This window comes from Pseudomonas sp. SL4(2022), assembly GCF_026625725.1.
Taxonomy (GTDB): Bacteria; Pseudomonadota; Gammaproteobacteria; order Pseudomonadales; family Pseudomonadaceae; genus Aquipseudomonas.
The window spans coordinates 4,160,165-4,174,344 of record NZ_CP113060.1; the positions used below are offsets into that span (position 1 = coordinate 4,160,165).

Annotated in this window: 13 protein-coding genes and 2 tRNA genes; 1 reads left to right on the plus strand and 14 read right to left on the minus strand. The window is 56.3% G+C overall.

Annotated elements, in window-relative coordinates; translation table 11 throughout:
• Window positions 1-376 precede the first annotated feature (376 nt).
• From OU997_RS19555 to OU997_RS19620, 13 genes are all read right to left on the minus strand, one after another.
• A complete protein-coding gene (locus OU997_RS19555; protein ID WP_108490660.1) occupies window positions 377-580 on the minus strand; it encodes an MbtH family protein in 204 nt (67 codons plus the stop codon).
• 128 nt (window positions 581-708) lie between these two features.
• Window positions 709-2,400 (minus strand): multidrug ABC transporter permease/ATP-binding protein, encoded by a 1,692-nt coding sequence (locus tag OU997_RS19560; protein WP_267808176.1) that lies wholly within the window; start codon window positions 2,398-2,400, stop codon window positions 709-711.
• A 33-nt stretch (window positions 2,401-2,433) separates the two neighbouring features.
• Entirely contained in the window at window positions 2,434-2,961 is a 528-nt protein-coding gene (locus OU997_RS19565) for a sigma-70 family RNA polymerase sigma factor (RefSeq protein WP_267808177.1), read from the minus strand.
• A 945-nt stretch (window positions 2,962-3,906) separates the two neighbouring features.
• Window positions 3,907-3,983: transfer RNA gene (locus OU997_RS19575), tRNA-Pro, on the minus strand.
• An 82-nt stretch (window positions 3,984-4,065) separates the two neighbouring features.
• Window positions 4,066-4,422, minus strand: a complete 357-nt coding sequence (locus tag OU997_RS19580) for a MerR family transcriptional regulator (RefSeq protein ID WP_108489042.1) — start codon at window positions 4,420-4,422, stop codon at window positions 4,066-4,068.
• Window positions 4,403-4,705 carry an integration host factor subunit alpha gene (gene ihfA, locus OU997_RS19585; RefSeq protein ID WP_003243414.1) on the minus strand — a complete coding sequence of 101 codons (303 nt, stop codon included), beginning with the start codon at window positions 4,703-4,705 and terminating at the stop codon, window positions 4,403-4,405. The genes OU997_RS19580 and ihfA overlap by 20 nt, the downstream gene beginning before the upstream one ends.
• 3 nt (window positions 4,706-4,708) lie before the next feature.
• The gene (gene pheT / locus OU997_RS19590) at window positions 4,709-7,087 is read right to left on the minus strand and encodes a phenylalanine--tRNA ligase subunit beta (protein WP_267808198.1); all 2,379 of its coding nucleotides are present in this window, start codon (window positions 7,085-7,087) and stop codon (window positions 4,709-4,711) included.
• A gap of 45 nt (window positions 7,088-7,132) precedes the next feature.
• Window positions 7,133-8,149 carry a phenylalanine--tRNA ligase subunit alpha gene (pheS, locus tag OU997_RS19595; RefSeq protein ID WP_108489044.1) on the minus strand — a complete coding sequence of 339 codons (1,017 nt, stop codon included), beginning with the start codon at window positions 8,147-8,149 and terminating at the stop codon, window positions 7,133-7,135.
• Between the two features lie 95 nt (window positions 8,150-8,244).
• A complete protein-coding gene (gene rplT / locus OU997_RS19600; RefSeq protein WP_040069108.1) occupies window positions 8,245-8,601 on the minus strand; it encodes a 50S ribosomal protein L20 in 357 nt (118 codons plus the stop codon).
• A 25-nt stretch (window positions 8,602-8,626) separates the two neighbouring features.
• Window positions 8,627-8,821 carry a 50S ribosomal protein L35 gene (rpmI, locus tag OU997_RS19605; RefSeq protein WP_079202156.1) on the minus strand — a complete coding sequence of 65 codons (195 nt, stop codon included), beginning with the start codon at window positions 8,819-8,821 and terminating at the stop codon, window positions 8,627-8,629.
• Between the two features lie 60 nt (window positions 8,822-8,881).
• Window positions 8,882-9,433, minus strand: a complete 552-nt coding sequence (gene infC / locus OU997_RS19610) for a translation initiation factor IF-3 (RefSeq protein WP_177479970.1) — start codon at window positions 9,431-9,433, stop codon at window positions 8,882-8,884.
• Complete coding sequence (gene thrS, locus OU997_RS19615) at window positions 9,433-11,355, minus strand: threonine--tRNA ligase (RefSeq protein ID WP_267809935.1); 1,923 nt, start codon at window positions 11,353-11,355, stop codon at window positions 9,433-9,435. The genes infC and thrS overlap by 1 nt, the downstream gene beginning before the upstream one ends.
• A 241-nt stretch (window positions 11,356-11,596) precedes the next feature.
• Window positions 11,597-11,673: transfer RNA gene (locus tag OU997_RS19620), tRNA-Val, on the minus strand.
• A gap of 185 nt (window positions 11,674-11,858) precedes the next feature.
• Between OU997_RS19620 and OU997_RS19625 the strand changes: the two genes are divergently transcribed.
• Complete coding sequence (locus OU997_RS19625) at window positions 11,859-13,142, plus strand: NAD(P)/FAD-dependent oxidoreductase (protein ID WP_108489047.1); 1,284 nt, start codon at window positions 11,859-11,861, stop codon at window positions 13,140-13,142.
• Between the two features lie 47 nt (window positions 13,143-13,189).
• Here OU997_RS19625 and OU997_RS19630 read toward each other — a convergent pair whose 3' ends face one another.
• Entirely contained in the window at window positions 13,190-13,816 is a 627-nt protein-coding gene (locus OU997_RS19630; RefSeq protein ID WP_267808204.1) for a peptidase C39 family protein, read from the minus strand.
• Between the last annotated feature and the right edge of the window lie 364 nt (window positions 13,817-14,180).

Sequence of the window (14,180 nt, forward strand, 5' to 3'; positions counted from 1 at the left end):
TCGCAGGCATTGGCCTAGGCGCTCAGGGGCGCACCGGCCGCCTCGCGCTGCAACAGGCGCAAGGCATGGAATTCGATCAGGGATAGCCACTCGTCTTCCTGAAGCCGTAGGTAGGCGTGATCGCCTTCCAGCCACTCCAGAGTGAAAGCACGGCGACTTTCACGCCTCCAGGCGCACAGGACTTTCGTTCAGGCTGAAGTCCGGCGCGCCCACTACACGCAAACGCTCGACAGCCTCTCTCGACACGGATGGCACTGAGCCACGGGCAAGTCGAAGTCGTGGCGTAACACGCCGCGAAAACGCCAAGCTTCAGTGAGGCGCTCCACCGATTTGTAAGTGGACCCTGGCACTACTTGAACTTGGCAGAGCAGCAGCATTAAACATCCATCGCCTCACGCAGGCTGCGCGGGCGCATGTCAGTCCAAACGCTGGCGATATGCGCTAAACAGGTAGGCTTGTCGCCGCGCACACCCGCATCCTGCCAGCCAGCGGGGACTGCTTTGTAGGCTGGCCAAATGGCGTATTGCTGTTGGTCATTGATAACCACCAGGAAGGTAGTTTGCGGATTATCCAGGCTCATTCTCAGTACCTCGCATATGCCAATCGAATTGGCTCGCCTTAAAGACGAATAAGGTTGCTAATAGTTTTTATTTAACTGCAAATTACGGACGAGCGAAGCTCTCGCCCGAAGGCGCTTTAAACTTCAACTCATAGGGGGGCGCCGACTACTTCGGCATTTGCGCGATCAGCTATCTCCATGACCGCATCGCGCGTGGCACGTTCGCGGGCCTGGCCGCTGAGCTCGTACAAGCGGCCGCCATCCATTTTGAGGAGTCGGTCGGCCTGGTCGAAGTAATGGTCGTCATGGGTGATGGCAATGATTGTCTTACCGGCCGCTTTAAGTTGCGGCAGTAACTCGCGGTAAAACAGGCGACGGAACAACGGATCCTGGTCAGCCGCCCATTCGTCGAGGATCAGAATATCTCGATCCTCCAGCATTGCCAGAAGAAGGGCCAGGCGCTTGCGTTGGCCTTGGGAGAAACGCGTACCGGCTAACCGGCCGGCAGAGAAGCGTATCTTGCGGCGCAGTCGTAATTGATCCAGCCAGCGCCCCACCAGCGACTCATCCACCTCCTGACCGAGCGGCCCAAGCAGGCGTGAGAACAGATGAAAATCAGTGAACACGCTAGCGAACAACTGGCGATAGGCCTGCCACTGTTCAGCCTGCACTGGCTGACCGTCGAGACGAATCTCCCCGGCACTCGGCCGGTGCAGCCCCGTCAACAGGCGAGCCAACGTCGATTTTCCGCTGCCATTGCCGCCGACCAAGAACACCAACTCGCCGCGATACAACTGCAGATCAATGGGACCCACATCGAAGCCTGCTTCGCCACCATCACCCGGATAGCGATACTCAACACCCGCCAACTGGAGGCATTGCCAGTGGGCCGGGCTCGATAGCCTGGCTATCTCCGAAGTTTCGGCCGCCAATTCCAGAGACTCGAGCTTACCAAGCGAGATGCGCGCGGCCAGCAGGCTGGGCAGCGCCGCCACGGCCGCGACCATGGGAGCGCGCAGAAACAGCACAGTCAGGGCAAAGGTGGCCGCGACGCTGGCTTCGGCCCAGCCCAGACCGCTGGCACAGAAGAACACCAGTCCAATGCTGCCAAGCACCATGCAATTGGCCCAGCTACCCGCAAGGCCGTTGAAGATATCCGCCCGGGTGACATTGTCGCGATAGACCTGGGCGTCGCGATCAAACTCCTCGTCGAACAGTAGGCGCGCGCGATCTCGGTTCAAGGCCAACTCTTTGCGACCATCAATAATCGCCTGGTAATCCTGGTACAGATGATCTTCGGCCTCGCGTAATAGCCGTATGTGTTTATTGACCTTGCCGACGAAGAACCAGCCCACCAGAAGGGTTAAACCCAGCCAGACGGCGGTGATACCGAACAGCGCAGGCGACAGCCAGGCCAAGTAGCCGAATGCAGCGATGCTAAGAATCAGGCCATAGACCAGCTCCGGCATATGCACAAAGGCGATGGTGATGTTACGGATATCGCTCGATAGGCTAGCGAGAATCCGTGCACCACCGATTTGCTCCAGTCGCTCGATATCAGTATCCAGAACTCGACGCACCAGGTTGCGACGCAGGCGATACACGAAATGATGCCCGAGCCTGTGCAAGGCCACCTGCCCTCCACCCGCGCAAGCCAGCAGCAGTGTCAGTAATCCAATAAAACTTATAAGTGTCAGTCCCAAGTCATCTTTGACCCCGATAAGGCGCAAGTTGATAAAAGCAATTACGCCAACACTAAGAACGGCGCTGCACAGACTGAGCAACATGATGCCAACTAATGGCAGGCGATTATCACGGAACAGTAGTTGGAGCAGTTTCATAGGGTCAGGTCCGGAGTGAAAAATAAACACGTGTCATGTCGCGGAGGGCTCAAGGCGACTGCGGCAATGATCAAGGGCGTCACGCAGGAGAAAATGCACCAGGGTCGGCGAGGCGCTTAAGAAAGTAGCTACTTCGCGCTGACTGTAGCCCTCCAATTGGCTCATTGTGAACACGGCTCGGGTGCGCTCCGGAAGTTCGTCCAGCACCCGTTGCAAGCGCTGCCACTGCAATTGACCGATGGCTTGCTGCTCTGTACCGGATTGCGGTACCAGCAGTGCATCCAAAGAGTCCTCGTCATTGCTGTAGCGCCCCTCCAGAGCCAAGCGGCGCAAACGATCAATAGACAAATTTCGCACCATACGAAAAAGGTAGCGCAGCGGCTCCTCAATGATATTGCGCTCAGCACTTTCCAAGAGTTTAAGAAAGGCATCCTGCACTACATCCTCGGCACGAGCTCTGCAACCGAGCACGCCACGGGCAGCATCAATGAGGATATGTCGATGCTCACAGTAGATGAGCTCCAACTCCTTTGTACGAATGTTGGCGTCCATCCATGTCATAGATGCCGCCTGCTTTCCCAAGCTGTAGAACGTCCCCACCGATCTATCCTCGGCTACTATGTGACTCGCATATTAATGATAATAATTATCAATACAAGCCCTGTATTCGAGAAATTTGCACCACCTATGAGAGAACAGTCCAACTGCTAGCGCTATCGCACCAGATCTGGGGGCCAGAGCGACCTCTCCACCAGTTCCGGGACAGACCAGCCTGGATGAACCGCTCCGCCTTGCCACTAGTGTGTGGCGGATTGCGCTTTGAAGGATGTGCCGCAGCAAGGCGAGCGCATAGCTGCAGGAATGCCTGGGAGCGTTAGCTGGCGCCATTGTTCGTCATGACCCGGCGAAAGCGGATACCCAGCCCGCGCTAGTAGCGTAGGGGCTGCAGTAACGCGACAGGCACTACTGCCTCGCTCGCCCTAAGTGCAGACTGGTGAAGGCCGGTCGGGACCGCATCATCGATGGCTACATGGACGAACTCCCAGTCGGCACCGTCCGAGCATTGCTGACGGTCACTGGTGAGCCAGTGCCCTGGCCTCCAGAAGCGGCCTAGTTAGCCTGTTCGAACACTTACTCCCGCGGCTTGCGCGGCATCCCCTACGCGCAGGCCTTTGAGCATGGCACTAGCAGAACTCGACCTCGCGGGCTAATACAGGCATGTGTATGCAGGTTCATCCGGGGCTCCTGGAAAATTTGGTTGGTCGCACTTCCAGAATTCCGGGAATGCCCCCGGATGAACGACCTACTGAGATATCACAGCTAGCGGTGCGGAGGAGAGGGCCAGCTCGCTTTATGCATCCCCCAGCAATGGCGCGCCAACCAACCACTACGGAAACGTAGCTCAGCACAAACGGTCACCAGAAGCGCTTATTTGAAGCTCAATAAAAAATAATCGCCCATAAAAAAATCCAACCACCGCTAGGTGGTTGGATTTTCTAGGGTTTTTGGTCGGGACGGAGTGATTCGAACACTCGACCCCTTGCACCCCATGCAAGTGCGCTACCGGGCTGCGCTACGCCCCGACTGTGCTTCCGTGTTACTGGAAGCGGTGAGGACTCTACAATAAGCTGCTGAATTGTGGAAGTTTTTTTTACTTCCGTAGCATTATTTGCGAAGCACTAGCAGTACATCCTCAAGCTCGGCAATCATCTGCTTGATGAGCTGTTTGTATTGCGTGTTGTCATCTTTTGCCTCATCACCCGAGAGACGCTGACGCGCTCCGCCAATGGTGAAGCCCTGATCATACAACAGCGCGCGGATCTGACGAATCATCAGCACATCCTGACGCTGGTAGTAACGCCTATTACCACGCCGCTTAACTGGATTGAGCTGTGGGAACTCCTGCTCCCAGTAACGCAAGACATGTGGTTTGACAGCACACAATTCACTCACCTCACCAATGGTGAAGTAGCGCTTGCCGGGTATCGCGGGCAGTTCGTCGTTATGACTTGGTTCCAGCATACGCCTCGACCCTGGCTTTAAGTTTCTGGCCTGGACGGAAAGTCACGACACGGCGAGCCGTGATCGGGATTTCCTCTCCTGTTTTTGGATTGCGACCGGGGCGCTGACGCTTATCGCGCAGATCAAAATTACCGAACCCCGAGAGCTTGACCTGTTCGTTGAGCTCCAGCGCTTGGCGGATTTCTTCAAAGAACAGTTCCACCAACTCCTTGGCTTCCCGTTTATTCAGGCCCAGCTCTTCATACAGACGTTCCGCCATCTCAGCTTTCGTCAGAGCCCCCATACGCTACTTCCTTAACGTGGCGTTGAACCTTTGTCCCAGGGAGGTGAGAATATTTTGCGTTGTGGTACTCACCTCGTCGTCATTAAGAGTGCGCGATGGATGTTGCCAGGTCAAGCCAACAGCCAGGCTTTTTCTATGAGGATCAATGCCTTTACCGTGATACACGTCAAATAGCCTGAGGTCAGTTAACCACTCGCCAGCTGCGTCACGAATAGCGCTGAGCAGATCCTGCGCGGGGACGTCACGATCAACCAGTAATGCAAGGTCGCGCCGCACTTCAGGGAACTTGGACAGCTCCTGGAATTTCGGCATCACACCTTGAGTGATCTCACTTAATACCAGTTCGAACATGAACACGGACTGATCCAACCCCAGCACCTTGGCAAGCTCAGGATGGATAGCGCCGAAGAAGCCAACAACGCGACCTTCCCGCTCAATTCGAGCCGTCTGCCCTGGATGCAATGCAGCATGTTCGCCTGGCACGAATGCAAAACTGCCACCCGCCCCCGCACTGGCCAGCAACGCTTCGACGTCCGCCTTAACATCATAGAAATCTACGCCATCACGCGCATGCGCCCAGCCTTCCGGCAAACGCGTGCCGCACACAATCCCTGCCAGCATGGGCTCTTGCTTCAACCCTTCAAGCTGGCCAACAAACCGCAGGCCACTCTCAAAAAGACGGACACGCGCCTGCTGACGATTGAGGTTGTGCTGCAGCGCTTTGACTAACCCGGGCCATAGCGAGGAACGCATGGCCGCCATGTCGGCGGAAATCGGGTTGGCCAGCAACAACGGCTGAATGCCGGGGCTGAACAACTCAAACAACTTGGGATCAATAAAGCTGTAAGTGATGGCCTCCTGATAACCGCGTGCGACCAACAGACGACGCAAGGCGGGCAACTCGACGGAGGCTTCGGCTTTGGCTTGCGGAGCCAGACGCGCTTGCGGATAGCGAACCGGTAAGCGGTTATAGCCATACAGACGCCCCAGCTCTTCGATCAGATCGACCTCCAGACTGATGTCAAAACGATGGCTCGGCACACTGACCTGCCACTGACCTGCACCTTGAGCGGTTACGCCCAGCCCCAACGCGGCAAGAAGACGCTCGACCTCGGCGCCATCCATTTCCATGCCCAACATCTGACTGATACGCTCGGCACGTAAAGTGATCGGCGCGACGTTCGGCAGATCTTCGGCGCTGGTCACCTCAATGATCGGGCCGGCTTCACCGCCGACGATATCCAACAGCAGCGCAGTAGCACGCTCCATTGCATTACGCGCCAGCTGCGAGTCCACACCCCGCTCGAAACGATGCGAAGAGTCGGTATGCAAGCCATAGGAGCGCGCCTTACCAGCCACAGCGATGGTGTCGAAGAATGCGCTTTCCAGGAACAGGTCAGCGGTTTTACCGCTCACACCGCTATGTTCGCCCCCCATCACGCCGGCGATGGCCAGAGCGCGCTCGTGATCAGCTATCACCAGGGTGTCTGCACGCAGGCTGACTTCCTGGCCATCCAGCAGAACCAGTTTTTCACCCTCTTCCGCCATGCGCACGCGGATACCGCCATTGATCTCGGCGAGGTCGAAGGCATGCATCGGCTGACCGAGTTCCAGCATCACGTAATTGGTGATGTCAACGGCAGCATCGATGCTACGAACATCGGAACGCCGCAGGCGCTCGACCATCCACAACGGGGTAGGTTTGGACAGGTCGACGTGGCGAACAACGCGACCCAAGTAGCGCGGGCAAGCTTTGGAGGCAAGCACTTCGACCGGACGCACTTCATCATGAGCTGCGGCAACCGGAGCAACCGAGACGGGTGCTACCGATGCACCGTAGATGGCACCCACTTCGCGAGCCAGACCAGCCAACGACAGGCAGTCTCCCCGGTTGGGGGTAAGACCGATTTCGACACTGGCATCGTCCAAGCCCAGATACACACGAATATCCTGACCAATCGGAGCATCAGCCGCCAACTCCATGAGGCCGCTGTTGTCTTCACTGATTTGCAGCTCGGAAGCCGAGCAGAGCATCCCCTGGGACTCCACGCCACGCAGTTTGGCCTGCTTGATTTTGAAGTCACCCGGCAACTCAGCGCCAATCATGGCGAAGGGAATCTTGATACCGGCGCGGGCATTGGGCGCACCGCAGACCACCTGGAAGCTGGCGCTGCCATTGCTGACCTGGCACACGCGCAGTTTATCGGCGTCGGGGTGCTGCTCGGCGCTGAGAATTTCACCCACGACAACACCGCTGAACAGACCAGCAACCGGAGTCACTGCGTCCACTTCAAGACCAACCATGGACAGGCGGGCCACTAGCTCATCACGCGAAACAGTGGGGTTCACCCAGCTGCGCAGCCATTGTTCACTGAATTTCATACTGTCTGTTCTCCTGAACCCATTTGATTACGGAATGCGAGGGCACTAGCGAAATTGCGCCAGGAACCGCAGGTCGTTATCGAAGAACAGCCGTAAATCGTTGACGCCATAACGCAGCATGGCCAGGCGCTCAACACCCATACCGAAGGCGAAGCCGGAATATTTTTCCGGATCGATACCCGACATGCGTAGTACGTTCGGATGGACCATGCCGCAGCCCATGACTTCAAGCCAGCCAGTCTGCTTGCACACGCGACAGCCTTTCCCGCTGCACATCACGCACTGCATATCGACTTCAGCTGATGGCTCGGTAAAAGGGAAGAATGACGGACGAAAACGCACGCCCAGCGGCTTTTCAAAGAACACCCGGAGAAACTCCTCGATGGTGCCCTTGAGGTCAGCAAAACTCACGCCCTCATCGACTAGCAAGCCTTCAACCTGGTGGAACATCGGCGAGTGAGTGATATCGGAATCGCAGCGATAAACGCGGCCGGGGCAAACGATGCGGATCGGCGGCTGCTGCGATTCCATGGTACGCACCTGAACCGGAGAGGTATGGGTGCGCAGCAACATATTGGCGTTGAAATAGAAAGTGTCGTGCATCGCTCGTGCCGGGTGGTGGCCCGGAATATTGAGCGCTTCGAAGTTGTGATAGTCGTTTTCGACCTCAGGTCCCTCGGCGATACCATAACCAATGCGCGTGAAGAACTGCTCCACGCGCTCCAGCGTGCGCGTGACAGGGTGCAGGCCGCCAGAGGCCTGACCGCGCCCCGGCAACGTGACGTCGATTTTTTCGGCAGCGAGCCTGGCGCTCAGCGCAGCCTGGTCCAGCATGTCTTTTTTGCTGTTCAGAGCATCCTGAACTCTATCTTTGGCTGCGTTGATCAACGCACCGGCTTGCGGGCGTTCTTCAGCCGAGAGATTGCCCAGGGTCTTCATCACCTGAGTCAACTCGCCCTTCTTGCCCAGATAGTGAACGCGCAGTTGCTCAAGGGCATTCACATCGTCGGTGTGGCTAACGGCCTCAAGCGCTTGCGAGACCAGCACATCCAGATTTTCCATTTACAGACTCCAGATACGAAATAGGGGAAGAGCTTGAAGGCTCTTCCCCTATTGGTGACGTTTAGCACCGGGCGAACCCGGTGATTGTCGGGGACTTAAGCCAGTACGGCTTTCGCTTTCTCGACAATCGCAGCAAACGCCGCTTTTTCGTTCACTGCCAGATCAGCCAGAACCTTACGGTCGATCTCAATGGACGCTTTTTTCAGGCCAGCAATGAAACGGCTGTAAGACAGACCGTTAACACGTGCACCAGCGTTGATACGAGCGATCCACAGAGCGCGGAACTGACGTTTTTTCTGACGGCGGTCGCGGTAGGCGTACTGGCCTGCCTTGATCACAGCCTGCTTGGCAACGCGGAATACGCGCGAACGCGCACCGTAGTAGCCTTTAGCGAGTTTCAGAATTTTTTTGTGACGCTTACGAGCGATAACGCCGCGCTTAACACGAGCCATGAGTAATTTCCTCTATCTTGACCGATTAACGAACGCGCAGCATGCGCGCCACTTTTGCTACGTCAGACGGGTGCACCATGGTGCTACCACGAAGTTGACGCTTACGCTTGGTGGACATCTTGGTCAGGATGTGGCTCTTGAAAGCGTGCTTGTGCTTGAAGCCATTAGCGGTTTTGAGAAAACGCTTGGCTGCACCACTCTTAGTTTTCATCTTTGGCATGTTCGGATACTCCGCATTCAGTTGATAAACATAACCGCAAGGCCTGCCGTGCCCTGGTGGTTACTTCTTCTTTTTGGGGGCGATGACCATAATCAGCTGGCGTCCTTCCATCTTTGGATGCTGCTCAACGGTGCCATATTCAGCAAGGTCACCTTCAACCCGCTTCAACAACTCCATGCCCAGCTCCTGATGCGCCATCTCACGACCGCGGAATCGAAGCGATACCTTGGCCCTGTCCCCATCACTAAGGAAACGTACCAGGTTGCGTAGTTTTACCTGGTAATCCCCTTCCTCCGTCCCTGGACGAAACTTAATTTCTTTAACCTGGACCTGCTTCTGATTTTTCTTCGCTGCCGCAATCTGCTTCTTCTTTTCGAAGATCGATTTGCCGTAATCCATAACCCGGCAAACCGGCGGTACTGCATCAGCTGAAATTTCTACCAAGTCCAGCTTGGATTCTTCAGCAACCCTAAGCGCTTCATCAATCGAGACGATGCCAATTTGCTCGCCGTCAGCGCCAATTAACCGAACCTCGCGTGCCGAGATATTCTCGTTGATCGGGGCCTTCGGTGCAGCTCGTTTATCTTGTCTCATATCACGCTTAATAATGATTACTCCAAATCTTGGCGACCACGCCGGGAAACCGCCTGCGCGAGGAATTCAGCGAATTGAGTGACGGGCATAGAGCCCAGATCAGCACCTTCACGGGTACGCACGGCGACAGTTTGCGTCTCAACTTCCCGATCTCCGATAACCAAGAGATAAGGAACCTTGAGCAAAGTATGCTCGCGGATTTTAAAGCCTATCTTCTCGTTCCTCAAGTCGGACTTGGCACGAAAACCGCTTTGGTTGAGAGTTTTTTCCACATCCAGAGCAAAATTGGCCTGTTTGTCAGTGATATTCATCACTACGGCCTGAGTTGGCGCCAACCACGCAGGGAATGCACCTTCGTAGTGCTCGATCAGAATCCCGATGAAACGCTCGAAAGAACCAAGAATCGCCCGATGCAACATAACCGGCACCTTGCGGCTGTTATCTTCGGAAACATAGCTGGCTTCCAGGCGCTGCGGCATGTTCGGATCGTACTGCAGGGTGCCACACTGCCAGGCACGACCAAGGCAGTCGAGCAGCGTGAACTCGATCTTTGGACCGTAGAACGCCCCCTCACCCGGCAGATACTCCCAAGGCAAGCCCGCATCATTCAGCGCGTCAGCCAGGGCCGTTTCAGCGCGATCCCAAAATGCATCATCACCCACCCGCTTGGCCGGACGTGTGGAGAGCTTCATTTTGACATCACTGAAACCAAAGTCCGAATAAACCTGCAATGTCAGCTTGATAAAGTCCGCCGCCTCTTTCTTCACCTGCTCTTCGGTGCAGAAGATATGCGCATCATCCTGAGTAAAACCGCGCACGCGCATAATGCCGTGGAGCGCACCTGACGCCTCATTGCGGTGGCAAGAGCCGAATTCAGCCAAACGCAGCGGCAGCTCACGGTAGCTTTTCAACCCCTGATTGAAAATCTGCACGTGACATGGACAGTTCATCGGCTTGATCGCGTAATCGCGACTTTCCGACTCAGTAGTGAACATGTTGTCGGCGTAGTTACCCCAGTGCCCGGATTTCTCCCACAAAACCCGATCGACCACCTGCGGCGTACGGACCTCCTGGTAGCCGTTCTCGCGCTGCACGCCGCGCATGTACTGCTCAAGCACCTGATAGATGGTCCAGCCATTGGGATGCCAAAACACCATGCCCGGAGCTTCCTCCTGGGTATGGAACAGATCGAGGCGCTTGCCAATCTTGCGGTGATCGCGCTTCTCGGCCTCTTCAATGCGCTGGATATAGGCCGCCAACTGCTTCTTGTCAGCCCAGGCCGTGCCGTAAACACGCTGCAACTGCTCGTTCTTGGCATCGCCGCGCCAGTAAGCACCGGACAGTTTGGTCAGCTTGAACGCCTTAAGGAAACGCGTATTCGGCACATGCGGACCACGGCACATGTCGACGTATTCTTCATGGTAGTAAAGCCCCATGGCCTGCTCGTCCGGCATGTCATCCACCAGACGCAGCTTGTAATCCTCACCACGCGCGGCGAACACATCAATAACTTCCGCGCGCGGGGTTACCTTCTTGATGACGTCGTAGTCCTTCTCGATCAGCTGCTGCATACGCTGCTCGATTGCCGCCACATCATCTAGAGTAAAGGGACGCTCGGAGGCGATGTCGTAGTAGAAACCTTCATCAATGACCGGGCCGATCACCATTTTGGCTGTCGGGAACAGCTGCTTGACAGCATGCCCGATCAAATGCGCACAGGAATGGCGAATAATTTCGAGCCCCTCCTGGTCTTTCGGTGTAATGATCTGCAAGGTGGCGTCGCTTTCAATCAGGTCACAAGCATCCACCAGCTTGCCGTTTACCTTGCCGGCCAATGTGGCTTTCGCCAGACCAGCACCAATGGATTGCGCCACCTCGAGTACGGATACCGGGTGATCGAACGAACGCTGACTGCCGTCGGGAAGAGTAATGATGGGCATGGCGCCTCCTCTCCTAGTGGTGACCTCTACCAAAGGCCACATGGGTTGGGATGAGCCAGTAAGCGATTCGGCGGTATACCTGCCATACAGTGGCAGGAGCTTTTCAGCCAACCAAAACCAAACCGGAGTCACTGGAGGTTTGAAACAACGATTAACCGCGCGAATGCTTGCAGAAAGCCAGGCTCACTGGCAAGAACCCAATAAAAAAGGGCCGCCTAAGCGACCCTTTTTCTACCAAATCTGGTAGGCACGATTGGACTCGAACCAACGACCCCCACCATGTCAAGGTGGTGCTCTAACCAACTGAGCTACGTGCCTACGATGGGTGCGCATTCTACGGCCGCGAACAAAAGTGTCAACCTATTTTTTCGCTAACTGCCTGAATAACTGAATTTTTTACTGTTCTATACGGCGTTTTATATTTCGCACAGGCCACTAGCCGAGCATTTTCAACTCAGGTAGCATCCGCCCATTCGTAAAAAATAAAGAACAGAGGTTGCAAAATGGCGCACACAGCTTATCCACAATCCTATTACGCGGCCTCCGCCAATCCGGTTCCGCCGCGCCCAGAATTGAATGGTGAAGTCGAGACTGACGTGTGCATCGTCGGTGCTGGCTACACCGGCCTATCAACAGCCATCGCCCTGCTGGAAAGTGGCTTTAAAGTGAGCATTGTAGAAGCGGCAAAAGTTGGCTTTGGCGCCTCCGGCCGCAACGGCGGCCAGATCGTCAACAGTTACAGCCGCGACATTGATGTGATCGAACGCAGCGTCGGCCCCAAACAGGCCAAACTGCTGGGCGACATGGCCTTTGAAGGCGGCCGCATCATTCGTGAGCGCATTGCTAAATACAACATCCAGTGCGACTTGAAGGACGGCGGCGTTTTCGCGGCCAACACCCCCAAGCACATGAAACACCTGGAATCGCAGAAAAAGCTCTGGGAACGCTACGGCCATACTCAGTTGGAACTGATGGACGCCAAGCGCATTCGTGAAGTGGTGGACAGCGACGTTTACGTGGGCGGCATGCTGGACATGAGCGGCGGCCACATACACCCACTCAATCTGGCCCTGGGTGAAGCGGCGGCTGTTGAGTCGCTGGGCGGCGTGATCTATGAACAATCCCCGGCAATCCGCATTGATCGCGGCGCCAACCCTGTCGTGCACACACCCAACGGCCGAATCAAAGCCAAGTTCGTGGTCGTCGCCGGCAACGCCTACCTGGGCAACTTGATCCCCGAACTGTCGGCCAAGTCGATGCCATGTGGCACCCAGGTGATCACCACCGAGCCGCTGTCCGCTGAACTGGCGAAAAGCCTGCTGCCGCAGGACTACTGTGTGGAAGACTGCAATTACCTGCTCGACTACTACCGCCTGACCAGCGATAAGCGCCTGATCTTCGGCGGCGGCGTGGTCTACGGCGCCCGCGACCCGGCGAACATTGAGGCCATCATCCGGCCGAAGATGCTCAAAGCTTTCCCACAGTTGAAAGATGTGAAGATCGACTACGCCTGGACCGGCAACTTCCTGCTGACCCTGTCGCGCCTACCGCAGGTTGGCCGCCTGGGCGATAACATCTATTACTCGCAAGGTTGTAGCGGCCACGGTGTGACTTACACCCACTTGGCTGGCCGTGTACTGGCTGAGGCCCTACGCGGACAGGCCGAACGTTTCGACGCATTCGCCGATCTGCCACACTACCCCTTCCCTGGCGGCCGCCTGTTCCAGGTGCCATTCAGCGCCCTGGGTGCTTGGTACTACACCCTGCGCGACAAGCTAGGCATCTAACCCACCTACAACAACCCAAACGGCACCCTCAGGTGCCGTTTTGCGTGTTACCTCCTACCATCAGCGCTACAGCGCCGCATCCGGCCAAACCTGACGCGCCGCACGCAGTGCCGCTGCGCAGCCTCGTTACGACCTTGCTGCTGCAGCTGGCGCGCCGCCTGCAGCCAGACCTGCTCGACAGGCTGCGCTGGCAATTGGCTGGCCGGCTGAACCAACACGGCCCAACGCCCCGCCTCGCCCCAGGCATCATCAAAACGGGCGAAGCTGGTGTACCAGCGCCGATTATTACCAGAGCGCAATACCAGCGTCCGCTCACGCTGGTCATACCCCACCAACACCGCGAACTGCGAACCGGGGCCAGCAAACATGCGGTCCTGCATCAACAGCACCGGATGCCCGGCAGACACTTGCTGCAACAGGGCGTCCAGATTACCTGGCAAGGGGTAAACCAGCAGGTCGTATGAGCGCGCTACTTTCTCCAGCCCAGCTTGCGGACTCTGCCCCTTGGCCAGCTGCGCAATGCGCTCATCCACCAACCCCGGGCTGCTGATCACACCATAGTGGTTCAGCAAAGCTGCCAATGCCGACGGCCCGCCTTGCGCATCACTGAGCTGGAAGAATGGGACATCGGCCAACTCCACACGCTCAGGTAAGCGCTTGGTCTCAGGCGACAACGCAGGACCGCCAACACATGCGCAAAGCAGTAAACACAACGTAAAGGGCAACAGCTTAAAGACGCTTACAGATGAAAACATCACTCACCTACTGACTTGATCAAGACACAGAGGATAACGGTCCTGCCCAAGCGACCCAATAGGTAAAGAGTAAGCCTGTCCACAGACAATCGATTGCGCACACATGCAGAGCCTAATACCAAGCGCGTTAATAAATCTCGATGCGCACTGCAACATTAGCGCAACTCCTCTTTGCGGCTTCAAGCCCTCCTGCCATTTCGAGCTTCATGGCCACAACAAAAAGAGCAGGCAAAAAAAACGGGAGCCCAAACGGGCTCCCGCACTCAATTTCAGAGAAATGCCG

Excerpts from the sequence above, each read along its gene's own strand:
- OU997_RS19555 (WP_108490660.1), bottom strand. The coding sequence starts at position 580 with ATGAGCCTGGATAATCCGCAAACTACCTTCCTGGTGGTTATCAATGAC.
- OU997_RS19560 (WP_267808176.1), bottom strand. The coding sequence starts at position 2,400 with ATGAAACTGCTCCAACTACTGTTCCGTGATAATCGCCTGCCATTAGTT.
- OU997_RS19565 (WP_267808177.1), bottom strand. The coding sequence starts at position 2,961 with ATGACATGGATGGACGCCAACATTCGTACAAAGGAGTTGGAGCTCATC.
- OU997_RS19580 (WP_108489042.1), bottom strand. The coding sequence starts at position 4,422 with ATGCTGGAACCAAGTCATAACGACGAACTGCCCGCGATACCCGGCAAG.
- ihfA (WP_003243414.1), bottom strand. The coding sequence starts at position 4,705 with ATGGGGGCTCTGACGAAAGCTGAGATGGCGGAACGTCTGTATGAAGAG.
- pheT (WP_267808198.1), bottom strand. The coding sequence starts at position 7,087 with ATGAAATTCAGTGAACAATGGCTGCGCAGCTGGGTGAACCCCACTGTT.
- pheS (WP_108489044.1), bottom strand. The coding sequence starts at position 8,149 with ATGGAAAATCTGGATGTGCTGGTCTCGCAAGCGCTTGAGGCCGTTAGC.
- rplT (WP_040069108.1), bottom strand. The coding sequence starts at position 8,601 with ATGGCTCGTGTTAAGCGCGGCGTTATCGCTCGTAAGCGTCACAAAAAA.
- rpmI (WP_079202156.1), bottom strand. The coding sequence starts at position 8,821 with ATGCCAAAGATGAAAACTAAGAGTGGTGCAGCCAAGCGTTTTCTCAAA.
- thrS (WP_267809935.1), bottom strand. The coding sequence starts at position 11,355 with ATGCCCATCATTACTCTTCCCGACGGCAGTCAGCGTTCGTTCGATCAC.
- OU997_RS19625 (WP_108489047.1), top strand. The coding sequence starts at position 11,859 with ATGGCGCACACAGCTTATCCACAATCCTATTACGCGGCCTCCGCCAAT.